Raw genomic sequence first — 13,936 nt, forward strand, 5'->3', positions numbered from 1 at the left:
GCGAGTGCCTGCACGAGCGCGGCCGCGGTGAGCGGGACGACGATCAGGAGCAGGAACGCCCGGGCGAAGGGGCCGACCTCGACCACGGCGACGCCCTCGGGGCCGATGAACAGCAGCAGGTACAGCGGCAGGAGAAGGATCTGCGCCAGCATCAGCAGCGGTGCCGCAGCGAGGAGCCGTTCTGACGCGCCGCCGGCAAGGCCGGCGAACACGATGACGTAGTCGATGCACGGGGTCAACAGCACCAGCAGCACCCCGAACAGCAGTGCCGGCTCGTCCGCGACGAACCGGGACAGCCCGTACGCGACGAGGGGGACGACGATGAAGTTCAGCACCCCGACCGCGGCGAGGAACCGCCCGTCTCGGAGGGACCTCCCGATCGCCGCGAACGGCACCCCGAGGAACGTCGCGAACAGCAGCAGCGCGAGCACAGGCTCGATCGCTCCCTCTAGGTGATGTGCCCCTGGCACGGTGAGGCCGACCAGGCCGGCAGCCAGGATAGCGACCAGGTAGAGGCCGATCTGCCGGTGTTCGAGCCAGGAGACGACCGCGTTCACGGCTGGACCGGTGTGGAGAAGAAGGGCACGTCAGCGACCGTAGAGGTTCAAGCCGCTTGAAGGTCAAGCGGCAGCGGCGGCTCTAGGGTCGCGGTGTGCGAATCTCCGAGGTCAGTAAACGCAGCGGCGTCTCCGCCACGGCGCTCCGGTACTACGAGTCCATCGGGCTCCTGACCCCTGCCAGGACCTCGAACGGGTACCGGGACTACACCCCGGACGTTCTCAGCCGGCTCGACCTGATTGAAGCCAGCAAGGAACTCGGGTTACCTCTTGATCAGGTCGGCGCGCACCTCAGCGCCATGGAGTCGACGTCCTGCACCGATGTCCGGGAGGCCTTGCGGCCGCTCTTGGCAGAGCAGGTGCGTCAGATCGAGGAGAAGCAGGCCCGGCTCGACCGGCTCCGGTCGCGCCTTGGTCGTGCCGAGCACGACCTGGCCGAGTGTCCTGACGGGTCTGAGCGGTGTTCGACCGAGTGCGTCTTCCGTCGCAGCGCCTAGGTGGCTGCCTGCGCCCGGAGAAGGATCGTTTACTGGCCACCTCAGGCCTTGGGTCGAATTCGTCTGCTCACACGCGCGAGCATGTTCGTCAGCTACGCAGGGGGAAGTAGCTAGCGCAACGCGAACGGCAGCATCCCTCGACCAGTTCAGGCCGCCGCTGTCTCGATAGCCCATCGGCCTCCGGAACGGTACGGACCACTCAGGACCACGGAGCAGGCGGGCCCGTCATCAATTCCGAGCTGGATGGCGACGTCGTTGTGCATGGCGAGTAACTCCGCCATGGGCACGGCCCGCTTGCTGGCGCTGCCGACGTCCTTGCCCTCTGCCGTGAACGGATGAGGGTAGAGCGACAAGCCCCGCCTCGGTTGCAGAGTGGCGATGTCGTCCTGCCACCCCGGCCACCGGAGGGATTCGTAGAAGCTCGCGGTCGCACCAGCGAGCATCCTGGTCACGAAGGCGGCGTGGCCCAGCTCTAGGTCCTCCCAACACAGGGAGTCGACCGAGAAATGGTGGACGGAGCCGTCGCCTGTGCCGAGGGCACCTCCGTCCAGGGCGAAGACGCCGCCCAGTACGTCGTACGCGATGACGAGCAACCCGGTGGTGCCAGAACTGGCCTGGTCGAGACCAGGCAGGCCTTCGGGGGTGGAGCTACCACCGAGGAGGCGCAGCCACCCGTCGTCCATGATGACGCCGGAGGTGTTGCGCGCGACCGCGCCGAGGTACGAACCCGTGCCGAGTCCCAGCGTCGCCGCGGTGGATGAGTCTTCGTGTGGTGGGCACGCCACGACATTCAGAGACGAGGCTGCGATGAGTTCCGTCAACTCTGACCATGCGTCACGTTGAGCGTCGACCATGCGTTGATTCTGGCCCACAGTCGTGTCTAGCTGCGAACGAAGAGCAAGCGCCTGTCCGATGGGGGCTCGGCTAGCGGCTCCGGGGCTGCCTGGCTAGGAAGTAGCGAGGTCGAGGCGTCGGCCCTCGCCCATGTCGCCGTCAGGTGTGTTCAGCGTTACGTAGACCCCCGAAGGGACCCCGGGAAGGTGCGAGACATGACGTGCCACTGAGATGAGGTCCTGCTCCGAGGTGTTGCTGAGGAAGAAGAGGTATTCGGGCTGGCCTTCTTTAGTGTGCCATTCCTCGCTGTCGTCGAGTGCTTCGGCGGGGCCGGCCAGGCTCGCGAGGTGATCGTCCACAGTGTCGATCCACGACAGGTCCTCCGGATCGTCCTGCGGTGACGCCGAGAGGGGAACATGGATCTCCAAGATGATGTCGCTCACGACGGCAACTCTGTCGTGTGCGCTGTCCTCGAGCAAGCCTCCCGCTCGAGAGCCTATTCACGCCCGACAGGGGAGCCTGGCACGGGCTTTGGCTAGTCGGCCGCCTTCGTGCGGTACGGCTCGTACTGCCTCGTGCATCCCCACGTCGTCCAGCCGGGAAGCGGGATGAGGATAGTCAGGCAGCCGTCGTACCCGGCCTCGGTGACGATGGTCCCGTCCGTCAACGTCACGTCGACCTTGGACCTCCCCAGTGCCGTGGTCTCCGTGACGCGGCCGGCGACAGCAGCGCCGAGGAGTGCCTTGGCGCGGCCCAGGTCGCCGCTGTCGTAGCCCAGTTCCCATCGACCGCCGATCCGGCCCAGCTCGATGACGATCCATTGTTCGCATGTGACGTCCATGGGCAGGGCTGCTGCGTTGTGGGTCCTGATGTAGACGGAGCGGATGGACGGCGGCTCGTCGTAGTCCACGCTGCCGTCGCGCTCGGATGACCAGTAGTCCTCGGTCGTGATCTCTGCGGTACCGCCGACGAGGTCGTACAGGTACGGCAGGAGTTCCTGCATGGCTCGTGTCTGTTCCGAGGGGTCCGGGGCGAAGGCCTCTTCCTCAGAGCTCATGCATCACCTTCTCACTGCTGCGTTCGGGGTTGTGGCGCGGCCGACGGCACCTCGGTGCAGAAGGGTGTGATCAGGAGCCTCAGTAGGAGATCGACTACCGGCCCCAGCCTCACGGGGCACTAGGGGCGGGCCGCTCCTCGCGGAACTGCGTGATCCGGCCGCTGGCGTCGTCGCGACGGAACGTGCTGACGAGCGTGATGGGCCCCACGAGATTGGCGTTGAGTTCGTCGAGGCGTTCCGCTGGGATCCAGTACTCCAGGATGCTCCGACCACCCACCTGTTGGACATCGAAGCGCTCGAGGAAGCTCCGCCGCACCGAGAACCGGGTGACATGGCCAACGCCCGATGCCTTCACGTTCCAGTCGCGGGCGATGCGCACGGCGTAGTCCTCGTTCAGTACCGGGTAGAAGATCGGCTGGTCCGGCAGTCTCGGCGGCCATGCTGACCAGCCACTCGCCTCTACGAGCTCGAGCTCCTCCGGGCCGGTGGGCCGCCAGAGCACGACGCTGCTGTCAGCGTCCGGTGTTGTGGTCATGGGACCAGGATGCTGGGTGCAGCGCTCGTTTCCAATCTTTTCCATCCGTCGAAAAAGGCGAGCGTCGACCAGGTCCCTCCGGGGCGTCCGGTAGCCGCTCGACCAGCGGGCATCGGCCACTGTTCCCCCTGGTCTGAGACGCTGGAAGCATGACCGAAGATGGCGCCGGAGACAGGCGAGTCCCGAAGCGATTCCAGAAGCTGAAGTTCAACCCGCTGCGAGACGTCCTGCCCATCGTCGCTGTCATCGTCGGGGTGTTCCTGGCCGTACGTGCCGTCGCGGGGCTCGCGGGTGGTGGCGATCCCCTGCTCATCTACGTTGGTTCGGGTCTTGCTGTTCTCGGGGTGGCCGTGTTCTTCATCAATCGCTGGCAGCGCAGACGCGGTCTCTAGGTCTCGACGAGCAACGCCCCGGGGGGTGATCGCTTCCCGACCGAGGAGGCACCGCGCGACGACAGGCGCTACTGGATGTCCATGCAAGACGGGCAATGCACATCTGCGCGCCGCTACCGCATTTCATCGGCGACATTAACGCCTGCCTCTGCACATGTGTGCATACGTGCACTGACTGCAGTTCAGCGCTATCGCTGTGCTTACGCTCTTAGATCGACCGCAGTAACTGGGCTTGCGTTCTCACGAAGGAGTGAAGATGAAACCGACACTGATCAGGCGCAATGGCTTCTGGCTAGCTTTGTCGCTCGTACTGATGGCGATGTCGTCGATCGTGTCGTCTGCGGTGCAGACGTCCGGCTACGCCGTGTCCGTCAAGGACATGAACTGGGAGACGGCGTCCGGCCAATCGATGAGCGCCCTGTTGTACAAGCCGAACGGCGTCTCCGCGGACGACCAGGCGCCGGCCATCGTCGTCTCCCACGGCTGGTGGAACAACAAGGAGATGCAGGACGCCAACTACGTCGAACTGGCCCGTCGCGGCTACGTCGTTGTGTCGATCGACATGTACGGTCACGGCGACTCCGACTACCTGCCGGCTACGAACCTCGAGCTCGGCGGCACCGGCATGTACGACGCCGTGAAGCTCGTCGCCGACCTGCCCTACGTCGACCCCGACAAGATCGGCGTCTCGGGCCACTCCAACGGTGCACGCGCGGCCAACTTCTCGGTCGCCCTCGACAACGAGGCCGACGAGCAGCTCATCGACGCCGTCTTCCTCGTCGACAACGACCCCGTCTACGCCGACGCGGACGGCGCGTACACGAACATCTACGGCGACCGCGACACCGGCCTCGTGGCCGACCAGTACGACGAGTTCTTCTTCCGCAGCTACGACGCGGACGGTGTCGCCCTGACGGCGCCTCGCGACTACATCGGCACGCCCAACGCTCAGTCGTTCCTCAACCACGGGGTCGACCCCGCCGAGGACGGCGACGTGCGGGAGGCGAACACCCTCTACGACGACGACTCCCTCCGCGTGGTCTACACCCCCGCGCAGACCCACCCGTGGGGCACGATCTCGAAGCAGACGGTGTCTGACCAGCTCGAGTTCTGGGAGGCGTCGTTCGGTGCTCCTGAGCCCACCGACTCCGGCTCGCAGATCTGGCAGGTCAAGGAGGCCTTCACCGCTCTCGGCCTGATCGGGTTCATGATCTTCCTGCTCGCGTTCGCGCGAGCACTGCTCACCACGCGGGCGTTCGCGGAGCTGCGCACCGACGCCGTGCCCGTCGCCGCGAACACCCGCAGGGGCCTCGGATGGTTCTGGGGCGGCATGATCGTCTCCGCCGTCGTCTCGGGCGTCAGCTACGTCGCCCTCAGCCAGGCGCCGTGGATCAACAGCATCGCGTTCAACGCCGCACCCACCCCGTTCACGCAAGGCGCCACCTTCTTCATCGCCTTCTGGGCGGCGGTCAACGGTGTCGCGGCGATCGTGATCATGGTGATCTCCTACCTGCTCTTCGGTCGGAAGAACGGGGTGAAGGTGCGCGAGCTCGGGCTGCTCCCCGGCGGGAAGAAGCTCCTGAAGAGCGTCGGCCTCGCCCCGGTCACTGTCGCCGCGGCGTTCGGGCTGGTCTTCCTGTCCGACTGGCTGCTGCACACCGACTACCGCTTCTGGGTGGTCGCGGTGAAGGACTTCGAGCCCGACAAGCTGTGGGTGGCTCTGCTCTACCTGCCCTTCTTCCTGGTGTACTTCGTCGCGAACTCGGTGGCGATCAACGTCTTCAACCGGTTCACGTTCCGAGGTCGGGAGTGGGTCAACACGGCGGTGCTGGCACTCGTGAACGCGTCGGCACCGATCGTGCTGGTCGTGGCTCAGTACACGACGTTCTTCATCACGGGCGAGACGATCCCCGGTTTCGGCGGCATCTTCAGCATCTGGCTGTTCCCGGTCATCGTCATCCTCGCGGCCACGGCCGTCCTGTCGCGCAAGCTCTACCGCGTGACGGGGAACCCGTACGTCGGCGGCTTCATCAGCGCCGCGGTGGTGACGCTCGTGTCCGTGACCAACACCCTCACCGTCACCTACTGACGCGGACGCCGTCGTCACAGCCGGAGCCCCGGGCCGATCGGTCCGGGGCTCCGGCCGTCTCCGCGCTGACGGCGAACTGCGTCCGCGGACGACGGCGCGCGCGCGTCTGCCTATCCTTGGCCGATGAGCGAACACGCCGATCTCATCGAGGCCGCCCGAGCTGTCGTCAACCCGCACCGCGTGGGCGATCGTCTCTTCGGTGACGTCGGCGCTGCTCTCGAGACGACCACCGGAACGATCCACACGGGTGTCTGCATCGACACCGGTTCCGGGACCGGTTTCTGCGCCGAGCACGCTGCCATCGCCTCCATGGTGACCAGCGGCCAGTACGAGATCGCACGCATCGTGGCTGTCTGGCTGGACGACGACGACCGCGTGACCGTCCTCCCACCGTGCGGTCGCTGCCGCGAGTTCATCAGGCAGATCGACGACTCCAACCTCGGGGCGACCGTCGTGCTCGGCCACGGCCGGGCCGCGCCGCTCCGCGATCTGCTGCCGGAGTGGGGATGGCCCCGACCGGAAGAGCCGACCTCGCCCCGGGGCATGATGGGTCGGTGAACCGGACCGATCGTCTCTACGGTCTCGTGGAGGAGCTGCGAGCTGCGTCACCGCGTCCACGGAGCGCGCGCCGCCTCGCCGCGCGCTTCGAGGTGTCGATGCGGACCATCGAGCGGGATCTCGCAGCGCTGCAGCAGTCGGGGCTGCCGATCTGGGCGGAGCCCGGCCGGGCCGGCGGGTACGTCATCGACGCGTCGGCGACGCTCGGCCCGGCGGGGTTCACCCTCGACGAGGCCCTCGCGGTGCTGATCGGGCTCGGCGGGCTCCGCCGCAGCCCGTTCCGGCAGCCAGCCCAGACCGCCGAGCGGAAGCTGCTCGCGGTCATGCCCGAGCGGGACGCCGCCCGGGCCAGCGCCTTCGCGTCCCGCGTGCACTTCCTCGAGAGCGACGAGAGCGAGGGAGGCGCGAAGGGCGACGAGAGCACCGCTCGCGTGCCCGCCCCGGTCGACTTCGCCGAGGCCCTGCGGGCGGACCGCGTCGTGCAGCTGCGCTACCAGGACGCCGGCGGCGCGGAGTCCGTGCGGGACGTCGAGCCGCTGGGGTCGATCGAGAACGGAGGCCAGTGGTACCTGATCGCGTGGTGCCGCCTCCGACAGGGGGTGCGGGCGTTCCGCGCCGACCGGATGCTCGCGGTCAGGGTCACCGACGAACGGCCCCCGCGACGCGTGCTCCGCGCCGAGGACCTCGCGATCCCGTACGGGCGACTCCGGTCCGTCGTCGATGACTGATCGGCGGCGACGTCTTCGTCGAACACCGACAGGACGTCGTCGCGACGACCAGCGACGCTGGTGCTCCAGCCTCACCAGCGCCCCTGAAGGAGCCCCATGTCGTTCGCATCCGTCCGCATCGTCACCGACGACCTCGAAGGCCTCGTCGCGTTCTACGAGCAGGTCACCGGCCAGCAGGCCGAGCGCCCCGCCCCGGTCTTCGCGCAGTTCACCGGCCCCGGCGCGACCCTCGCGATCGCCAGCACCGCGACCGTCGCGATGCTCGGCGGCGCCCTCGCCCCCGCGACGAACCGCTCCGTGGTGATCGAGTTCGAGGTCGCCGACGTCGACCACGAGTTCGCCGAGCTCGTGCGCACGCTCGCGCTCCGCGGCGAGGACGTCGTCCTCGAGCCGACCACGATGCCCTGGGGCAACCGCTCCGCACTCGTCCGTGACCCCGACGGCAACGTCGTCAACCTCTTCAGCACACCGATCACCGACTAGCCGTCAGGGCGTGGAGCCGAGGAGGCGCCCGGTCCAGTCCCGCAGGGCGGTGACGGCCCGCCGCGACAGCGTCGCCCCCGGCACCATGCTCGTCGACCCGTGGAACGCCCCCGGCCACACGTGCAGCTCCGCCTGCACGCCCGCCGCCCAGAGCGCGCTCGCGTAGGCGACGGTCTCGTCGCGGAACACCTCGGTGCTGCCACAGTCGACGTAGGCCGGCGGCAGGCCGGTCAGGTCGGTCGCCCGGCCGGGGGCCGCGTAGATCGACACGTCGTCGCCGCCGCGACGGTCGCCGAGGTAGGCGTCCCAGCCGAACCGGGTCATCTCGCGGTCGGCGACGCCCACCCCGTCGAACTGCCGCGCGGAGTGCGTCGCGTCACGGTCGTCGAGCATGGGGCTGACGAGCACCTGCCCGATGACGGCCGGCCCCTGCCGGTCCCGGGCGAGGAGCGCCGTGCCCGCCGCGAGCCCGGCCCCGGCGCTCTGGCCGACGAGCACGATGCGCCCGGGGTCGACGCCGAGCTCGTCGGCGTGCTCCGCGACCCAGGCCAGGCCGGCCCAGCAGTCCTCGACCGGGTACGGGTCGGGGTGCTCGGGGGCGAGACGGTAGTCGGGGCTGACCAGGACGACGTCGTGCACGAGCAGCCAGTCGTCGTACGCGTCGAGGTTGCCGAGGTGGTGGCCGAACATCATCCCGCCGCCGTGGATCGCGTACGCGCAGGCCGCCGTCCCGGTGCGGCCGACGCGCTGCACGACCGCGAGCGTGATCGGGTCGCCGAGGTGCCCGGGGACGGTGATGCTGCGCCTCTCGAGGCCGCGGGCGCGCAGCCCTTCGTCGAGCCGCGCCTCCGTCGTGTCCAGCTGTCGCATCTGCGGCAGCATCGCGGTCTCGAGGCGGAAGCGGCCGCGGGCGTCCATCGCCTCCAGGAAGGGCACGAACTCGGGGTCGAACGGGGGGCGGGGCAGGGCGGTGGTGTCAGGCACGGGAAGACTCCTGGGTCGAGACGGTGATGGTGGTCGAAGCGGTGAGGGTGGTCGAGGGGGCGGGAGTGGTGACATCGGGGGCCGGGTCGGCGGCTCGTGCCCGGAGCATCCCGACCACGACGAGCGCGGCGGCGACGGTGGCGAGGCCGAGCCCGGCGACGGTGAGGGCGTCCTCGAAGCCCGCGAGCCGCGGGGGCGTCCACGGGGTGGTGGTGATGCTGCCGGTGACGAAGGCCGCGACGATCGTGCCCGCGGCGGCGACCGCGGCTCCTCCCGCGAGCTCGCTCGACGTGTCGACGAGGGCCGCGCCGACCGAGGTGCGGTCGGCCGGGAGGCCCGTCAGCACGGAGGCTCCGGCGACGACGCCGACGACGCGCATGCCGGCGGCCACGAGCACGAGGGCGACGAGCACCCAGACGTACCCGTGACGGCTCAGGGCTCCGAAGACCGCGAGGCCCGACACGACCGCGGCCGCGCTGACCCACGCCGCCCGGCCCAGGCCGACCCGCTGCACGAACGGCCCCACGAGGCGGCCCCCGGCCAGGAGCACGACGACCTGCGGCAGCGTGCCCACGGCGGCGAGGGCCGGCGGCCAGCCCCAGGCGAACTGCAGCTGCAGCGTCACGAGGTACGACAGTCCGGCGACGGCCAGGCCCGACGCGGCCTTGAACGCCAGGCCGCTCGACACCAGGGGGCGGGCGAGCAGGTGCAGGTCGACCACCGGGTGCCGCGCCGTCCGCAGGCGCACGACGAACCCGGTGCCGCACGCGACGGTCAGGGCGACGGCGGCCCACCCCCACGAGGAGGCGGTGGCCGGCCCGACGAGGACGGTCGGCGTCACGAGCAGCCCCGCCACGGTCGCGGTGCCGAGCAGCGCTCCGCCCACGTCGACCGGGTCGCGTCGCAGCCCCGCCGCGTCGTCGCGGCCGACGCCGACGAGGACACCGACGAACGCCAGCGCCGCGATCGGCACGTCGGCCAGCAGCAGCACCTGCCACGGGGCGACGGCGAGCACGAACCCGCCGACGGTCGGGCCGACGGCCAGGCCGACGAGCCCCGCGGTCGAGATGACCGTGAGGGCCCGGACGCGCAGGCCCTCGTCGTCGAACAGCCGGAACGCCAGCGCCATCGACCCGGGCGTGGTCATCGCCGCGGCGACGCCCGTCAGCACCCGGACGGCGATGAGCTGCTCGGTCGTCGTGACCGCCACGGTGGCGAGGCTCGCCACGGCCAGCAGCACGAGGCCCGCGAGCATGACGCGCCGACGACCCACGCGGTCGGCGACGGCGCCGAAGAGCAGCATGAGCCCGCCGAAGGCGACCGCGTAGGCGCCGGACACCCACGGCAGCCCCGTCGTCGACGAGCCCAGCTCGCGACCGATCGTCGGCAGGGCGACGTTCAGCACCGAGGTGTCGAGCATCTCGAACAGGAAGACCGCGGAGAGCCCGGCCAGGGCGATCCCCGCGTCGGACAGCCGGGGAGGCGCGTCGCTGGCACGCAGCCGACCGCGGGTGAGAGAGGGACTGGGTAGCACGAGGGGCGCACTCCTTCTGGGAAGAAGTGGCGACTCGTTCGATGCCGCGTGCGGGTGCGTCGCAGAGCGCGACGCCTTTTACCTCAGTGGACGACACCGTACACGGATCGCCGCCCCGGACGGAAGCCCGGGAGCGCTGCCGCCGCGGCGGTCGTCCGGTCGGGGACGAACTACCCCGGGCTCGTGCCCGGGGACCGGCCGGGGGCGAGCGCACCGGAGACGAGGGCCTGCACCAGCCGCTCGGCGTCGTAGCCCGGGTCGCTCGCGGCGCCGATGCAGAGGTTGCCGACGCCCTTCAGGAGGCTGTACCCGTCCAGGGCCGCCTCCTCGCCCGCGGGGCCGAGATCGGCGCGGGCCGCGGCGAGGAGCGACCCGCAGACCGGCACGAGCCGGCCCACGAAGTACGCGTGGAGTGCGTCCGAGCCGGCGGCGTCACCCTGGAGGGCGGTGGCGAGGCCGTGCTTCGTCACGAGGAAGTCCACGAACAGCGCCACCCACGCGCGGAGGGCTCCTTCCGGGGTCGCGCTCTCGGCGAGGAGTCGCGGCCCGGCCTCGGCGCAGGCCTCGACCTGGTGGCGGTAGACGGCGACGACCAGCTCGGGCCGCGTCGGGAAGTGCCGGTAGACGGTCCCGACTCCCACGCCCGCCCTCGCCGCGATCTCGCGCACGGGGGCGTCGACGCCGGACTCCACGAACACCTCCGCCGCCGCGTCCAGGAGAGCCTGCTGGCTGCGGCGGGGGCGGCCCACCGGCCGTGACGGCGCGGCTGGGGCGTCGCCTCCCTGCGTGTCGGGCATGGCGCCTCCTCGATCGGGTCGAACCGGTGCTTGCTTAACGGAACAACGTTCCGTAACGTTGCGGAGCGGCGCTCCGATAACCAGTATCGCAGAGCGCGACTCCTCACGGAAGGAACCCTCCATGCCCTCATCACTCGTCATCGCCCTGGACGACATCGTCGGCGACGGCGACCCGGTCGTCTCCGTCGCGCCGGTGACCCTGTCGGCCCCGGGGCGGGCCGTCCCGCTCGAGGTCCGCGTGTCGGCACCCGCCACGGGAGGCGACCTGCCTGTCGTCGTGTTCTCGCACGGCAACGGCTGGAACCTCGACGGGTACGCGCCCCTGGCGGCGTTCTGGGCCTCGCGCGGCTTCGTCGTCGTCCAGCCCACGCACCTCGACTCGAGGCGGAACGGGTTCGGGTTCGACCACCCGGTCTTCCCCTCGATCTGGACCGAGCGCATCGCCGACCTCACCCGCGTGCTCGACCAGCTCGACACCGTCGAGGCGGCCGTCCCCGGTCTCGCCGGCCGGGTCGACCGCGACCGGATCGCCGCGACGGGCCACTCCTGGGGCGGCCAGACGGCGCAGGCGCTGCTCGGCGCGCGCATCGTCGACGAGGAGGGCCACGTCGGAGACGACATGTCCGACGGCCGCGTCACCGCGGGCGTCCTCCTCGCCGCCACCGGCCTCGGCGGAGACGACCTGCACCCCTTCGCGCAGGCGAACTTCCCCTTCATGCGCCCCTCGTTCGGCGAGCTCGCCACCCCGACGCTCGTCGTCGCGGGCGACCACGACCAGTCGCGGATGTCCAGCCGCGGACCGGACTGGTTCACCGACGCCTACGCGCACGGCCCCGGCGCCAGCGACCTCCTCACCCTGCACGGCGCGGAGCACTCCCTGGGCGGGATCGTCGGCTACGAGGTCGCCGAGACGACCGACGAGGACCCGGAGCGGGTCGCCGTCGTCCAGCGCCTGAGCACCGCCTACCTCCGCACCGCCCTCCGCGTCGACGGGGGCGCCTGGCCCGCGGCCCGGGACGCCCTCCGCCGAGCCGCCGACCCGATCGGGCACGTCGACAGCAAGTGACGCCGCCGTCCTCGCGATCGTGGTCGTCGGCGATCTCCGATCCGGTCAGCGCACGGTGAGCGGCGGCAGGCTGCGGTCGGTCTCGGCGACCGCGGTGAGCTTCGCCGTCAGGGGCCGGAACGCTCGCGACGTCATCACTCTGTCGACGACCCTGCGGAGGGCGAGGCCGGCACGGGTCTGGGGGTAGGCGAACGCCGTGAGGCCGCGGGGCAGGTCCTGGACGTCGTCGACGAGCGGGCGCATCCAGGCGTCGTACGCGGCGAGGGCCGCGTCGTGGTCGTCGGTGCTCGCGAGCTCGGCGGCGAGGACGCGCCCGGCGAGGAGGGCGAGGGAGGCGCCCCCTCCTCCCATGGGCGTGACGCACCACGCCGCGTCGCCCGCCATCACCACGTGGCCTCGGTGCCAGGTCGTCATGCGGACCTGCTGGAGCTGGTCGACGTAGACGTCGGGCGACGTCGCGAGGGCGTCCAGGATCCGCGGGGCCTCCCACCCGGCGTCGGCGTAGCGCGCCCGCACCAGCTCCAGCGTCTCGTCGCGGGTCGTGCCGAGGACGTCGTCGCCCGGCGAGTAGGCCAGGATCGCCCGGATGGTGCCGTAGGGGTCGGGGCGGAGGTGGATCTGGCGGCCTCGGACGGCGGTGTGCCACCGCCACCGGTCGTCGTCCCGGTCGAGGCGCGGGATGGTGCCGAACACCATCGTCACGCCGAGGTCCCGCTCCTCGACCTCGCTCTCGTCGAAGACCAGGGCCCTCGTCCTCGACCGGACCCCTTCCGCCACCACCAGCAGGTCGGCGTGGAGGCGCCGGCCGCCCGCGGTGGTGATCGTGACGCCGTCGACCTCGTCGTCGACGCGGGCGATCGTGTCGCCGTAGACGAACTCGACGTCGTCGGGGAGGTGGTCGAGGAGGGTGCGCGCGAGGTCGCCGCGGAGGATCTCGAGCTCGGCGGTCGCTCCGCCGCTCCCGTCGGAGGGCAGCTCGGCGGTGACGACGCCGCAGGCGTCGACGAGGACGGTGCCGGTCTCCGTGGTGTTCCGTGCCGCCACGGCGTCGAACAGGTGCATCTCCCGGAGGACGTCGCGGGCCGCTCCTCGGACGTCGACGTTCTGGCCGCCGTCGCGGAAGGCGGGGGCCCGCTCGATCACGGTGACGTCCCACCCCGTCCGCCGCAGCCACCACGCCGTGGACAAGCCTGCGATGCTGGCTCCTGAGATGACGGCAGTGCGGTTCTTCATAGTTCTCCTCGGTCCGGATGAGCTTTACAGTAAAGCTACTGCACAGTGAAGGAGAATGATGACCGACGTGTTCGAGGGCGCCTGGCGGGCTCCCGAGATCGAGGTGATGGAGGCGCTGCGCGGCTGGGCCGTGGCCTTCGCCGAGCTGAACCAGCACATGGCGACCTGGATGGACCTGCCGACGACGGATGCGCAAGCCCTCGGGCAGGTGCTGTGGGCCGCGTCCGACGGTGACCCGCTGTCGCCGGCCCGCCTCGGTCAGCGCATCGGGATGACGTCGGGGTCGGTGACCGTGCTCGTCAACAGGCTCGAGGCAGCCGGCCTGATCGAGCGCAGCCGCGAGCACGCCGACCGCCGACGCGTCACGCTCCGCCCGACGCCCGCGGCGCAGGAGCGGGCGCGGGCCTTCACGGAGGCGTCGGTCACGGAGATCGCCGGAGCCCTCCACGAGACGGACCTCCCGGACCTCGCCACGTCGGCCGTCTTCCTCGGGCGGATGGTCGAGGCCGCGACCGCCGCCACCGACAGGCTCCGGACAGGACCAGCCCCTCACCGCCCCTGACCGGCCGCGGCGAGTGCGCGGCCGCGCCGC

At 70.6% G+C, this 13,936-nt stretch carries 16 protein-coding genes and 1 pseudogene; 8 read left to right on the plus strand and 9 right to left on the minus strand.

Features of this window, described 5'->3' with window-relative positions; all coding sequences use genetic code 11:
* Positions 1-557 (minus strand): annotated as a pseudogene (locus IFT45_RS15035) (arsenic resistance protein); the annotation flags it as partial.
* Positions 558-652: 95 nt separating this feature from the next.
* Between IFT45_RS15035 and IFT45_RS17340 the strand changes: the two are divergent.
* The gene (locus IFT45_RS17340) at positions 653-1,054 is read left to right on the plus strand and encodes a MerR family transcriptional regulator (RefSeq protein WP_185230600.1); all 402 of its coding nucleotides are present in this window, start codon (positions 653-655) and stop codon (positions 1,052-1,054) included.
* A gap of 146 nt (positions 1,055-1,200) precedes the next feature.
* Here IFT45_RS17340 and IFT45_RS15045 read toward each other — a convergent pair whose 3' ends face one another.
* The 4 genes from IFT45_RS15045 to IFT45_RS15060 all read right to left on the minus strand — a co-directional run bounded on the left by IFT45_RS15045 (position 1,201) and on the right by IFT45_RS15060 (position 3,480).
* On the minus strand, positions 1,201-1,908 hold the full coding sequence (locus tag IFT45_RS15045; protein ID WP_192046861.1) for a DUF2625 family protein: 708 nt from the start codon (positions 1,906-1,908) through the stop codon (positions 1,201-1,203).
* A gap of 93 nt (positions 1,909-2,001) precedes the next feature.
* The gene (locus IFT45_RS15050; RefSeq protein ID WP_192046862.1) at positions 2,002-2,331 is read right to left on the minus strand and encodes a hypothetical protein; all 330 of its coding nucleotides are present in this window, start codon (positions 2,329-2,331) and stop codon (positions 2,002-2,004) included.
* Positions 2,332-2,423: 92 nt separating this feature from the next.
* A complete protein-coding gene (locus IFT45_RS15055) occupies positions 2,424-2,945 on the minus strand; it encodes a hypothetical protein (RefSeq protein ID WP_192129126.1) in 522 nt (173 codons plus the stop codon).
* Between the two features lie 109 nt (positions 2,946-3,054).
* A complete protein-coding gene (locus tag IFT45_RS15060; protein WP_192046864.1) occupies positions 3,055-3,480 on the minus strand; it encodes an ADP-ribosylation/crystallin J1 in 426 nt (141 codons plus the stop codon).
* Positions 3,481-3,629: 149 nt separating this feature from the next.
* Here IFT45_RS15060 and IFT45_RS15065 point away from each other — a divergent pair, with 149 nt between their 5' ends.
* The 5 genes from IFT45_RS15065 (at position 3,630) to IFT45_RS15085 (ending at position 7,730) form a co-directional block, all read left to right on the plus strand.
* Positions 3,630-3,872 carry a hypothetical protein gene (locus tag IFT45_RS15065; protein WP_192046865.1) on the plus strand — a complete coding sequence of 81 codons (243 nt, stop codon included), beginning with the start codon at positions 3,630-3,632 and terminating at the stop codon, positions 3,870-3,872.
* A 256-nt stretch (positions 3,873-4,128) separates the two neighbouring features.
* Positions 4,129-5,961, plus strand: coding sequence for a S9 family peptidase (locus tag IFT45_RS15070; RefSeq protein WP_192129128.1), 1,833 nt, complete (start codon positions 4,129-4,131; stop codon positions 5,959-5,961).
* 123 nt (positions 5,962-6,084) lie between these two features.
* Positions 6,085-6,519, plus strand: coding sequence for a cytidine deaminase (locus tag IFT45_RS15075; RefSeq protein ID WP_192046867.1), 435 nt, complete (start codon positions 6,085-6,087; stop codon positions 6,517-6,519).
* Positions 6,516-7,247: a WYL domain-containing protein gene (locus IFT45_RS15080; protein ID WP_192046868.1), complete on the plus strand. Its 732-nt coding sequence runs from the start codon at positions 6,516-6,518 to the stop codon at positions 7,245-7,247. Before IFT45_RS15075 ends, IFT45_RS15080 begins: the two co-directional genes overlap by 4 nt.
* A gap of 96 nt (positions 7,248-7,343) precedes the next feature.
* A complete protein-coding gene (locus tag IFT45_RS15085; RefSeq protein ID WP_192046869.1) occupies positions 7,344-7,730 on the plus strand; it encodes a VOC family protein in 387 nt (128 codons plus the stop codon).
* A gap of 3 nt (positions 7,731-7,733) precedes the next feature.
* Here IFT45_RS15085 and IFT45_RS15090 read toward each other — a convergent pair whose 3' ends face one another.
* The 3 genes from IFT45_RS15090 to IFT45_RS15100 form a co-directional block, all read right to left on the minus strand.
* A complete protein-coding gene (locus IFT45_RS15090; RefSeq protein WP_371811042.1) occupies positions 7,734-8,714 on the minus strand; it encodes an alpha/beta hydrolase in 981 nt (326 codons plus the stop codon).
* The gene (locus tag IFT45_RS15095; protein ID WP_371811043.1) at positions 8,707-10,248 is read right to left on the minus strand and encodes an MFS transporter; all 1,542 of its coding nucleotides are present in this window, start codon (positions 10,246-10,248) and stop codon (positions 8,707-8,709) included. Before IFT45_RS15095 ends, IFT45_RS15090 begins: the two co-directional genes overlap by 8 nt.
* Positions 10,249-10,418: 170 nt before the next feature.
* Complete coding sequence (locus IFT45_RS15100) at positions 10,419-11,045, minus strand: TetR/AcrR family transcriptional regulator (RefSeq protein WP_192129132.1); 627 nt, start codon at positions 11,043-11,045, stop codon at positions 10,419-10,421.
* A gap of 121 nt (positions 11,046-11,166) precedes the next feature.
* Here IFT45_RS15100 and IFT45_RS15105 point away from each other — a divergent pair, with 121 nt between their 5' ends.
* A complete protein-coding gene (locus IFT45_RS15105) occupies positions 11,167-12,111 on the plus strand; it encodes a chlorophyllase (RefSeq protein WP_192129134.1) in 945 nt (314 codons plus the stop codon).
* Positions 12,112-12,156: 45 nt separating this feature from the next.
* Here IFT45_RS15105 and IFT45_RS15110 read toward each other — a convergent pair whose 3' ends face one another.
* Complete coding sequence (locus tag IFT45_RS15110) at positions 12,157-13,344, minus strand: FAD-dependent monooxygenase (RefSeq protein WP_192129136.1); 1,188 nt, start codon at positions 13,342-13,344, stop codon at positions 12,157-12,159.
* Between the two features lie 58 nt (positions 13,345-13,402).
* On the opposite strand from IFT45_RS15110, the gene IFT45_RS15115 reads away from it, so the two are divergent.
* Entirely contained in the window at positions 13,403-13,906 is a 504-nt protein-coding gene (locus IFT45_RS15115; protein ID WP_192129138.1) for a MarR family winged helix-turn-helix transcriptional regulator, read from the plus strand.
* Positions 13,907-13,936 lie beyond the last annotated feature (30 nt).

Source organism: Frigoribacterium sp. CFBP 13707, from assembly GCF_014842245.1.
Lineage (GTDB): Bacteria > Actinomycetota > Actinomycetes > Actinomycetales > Microbacteriaceae > Frigoribacterium > Frigoribacterium endophyticum.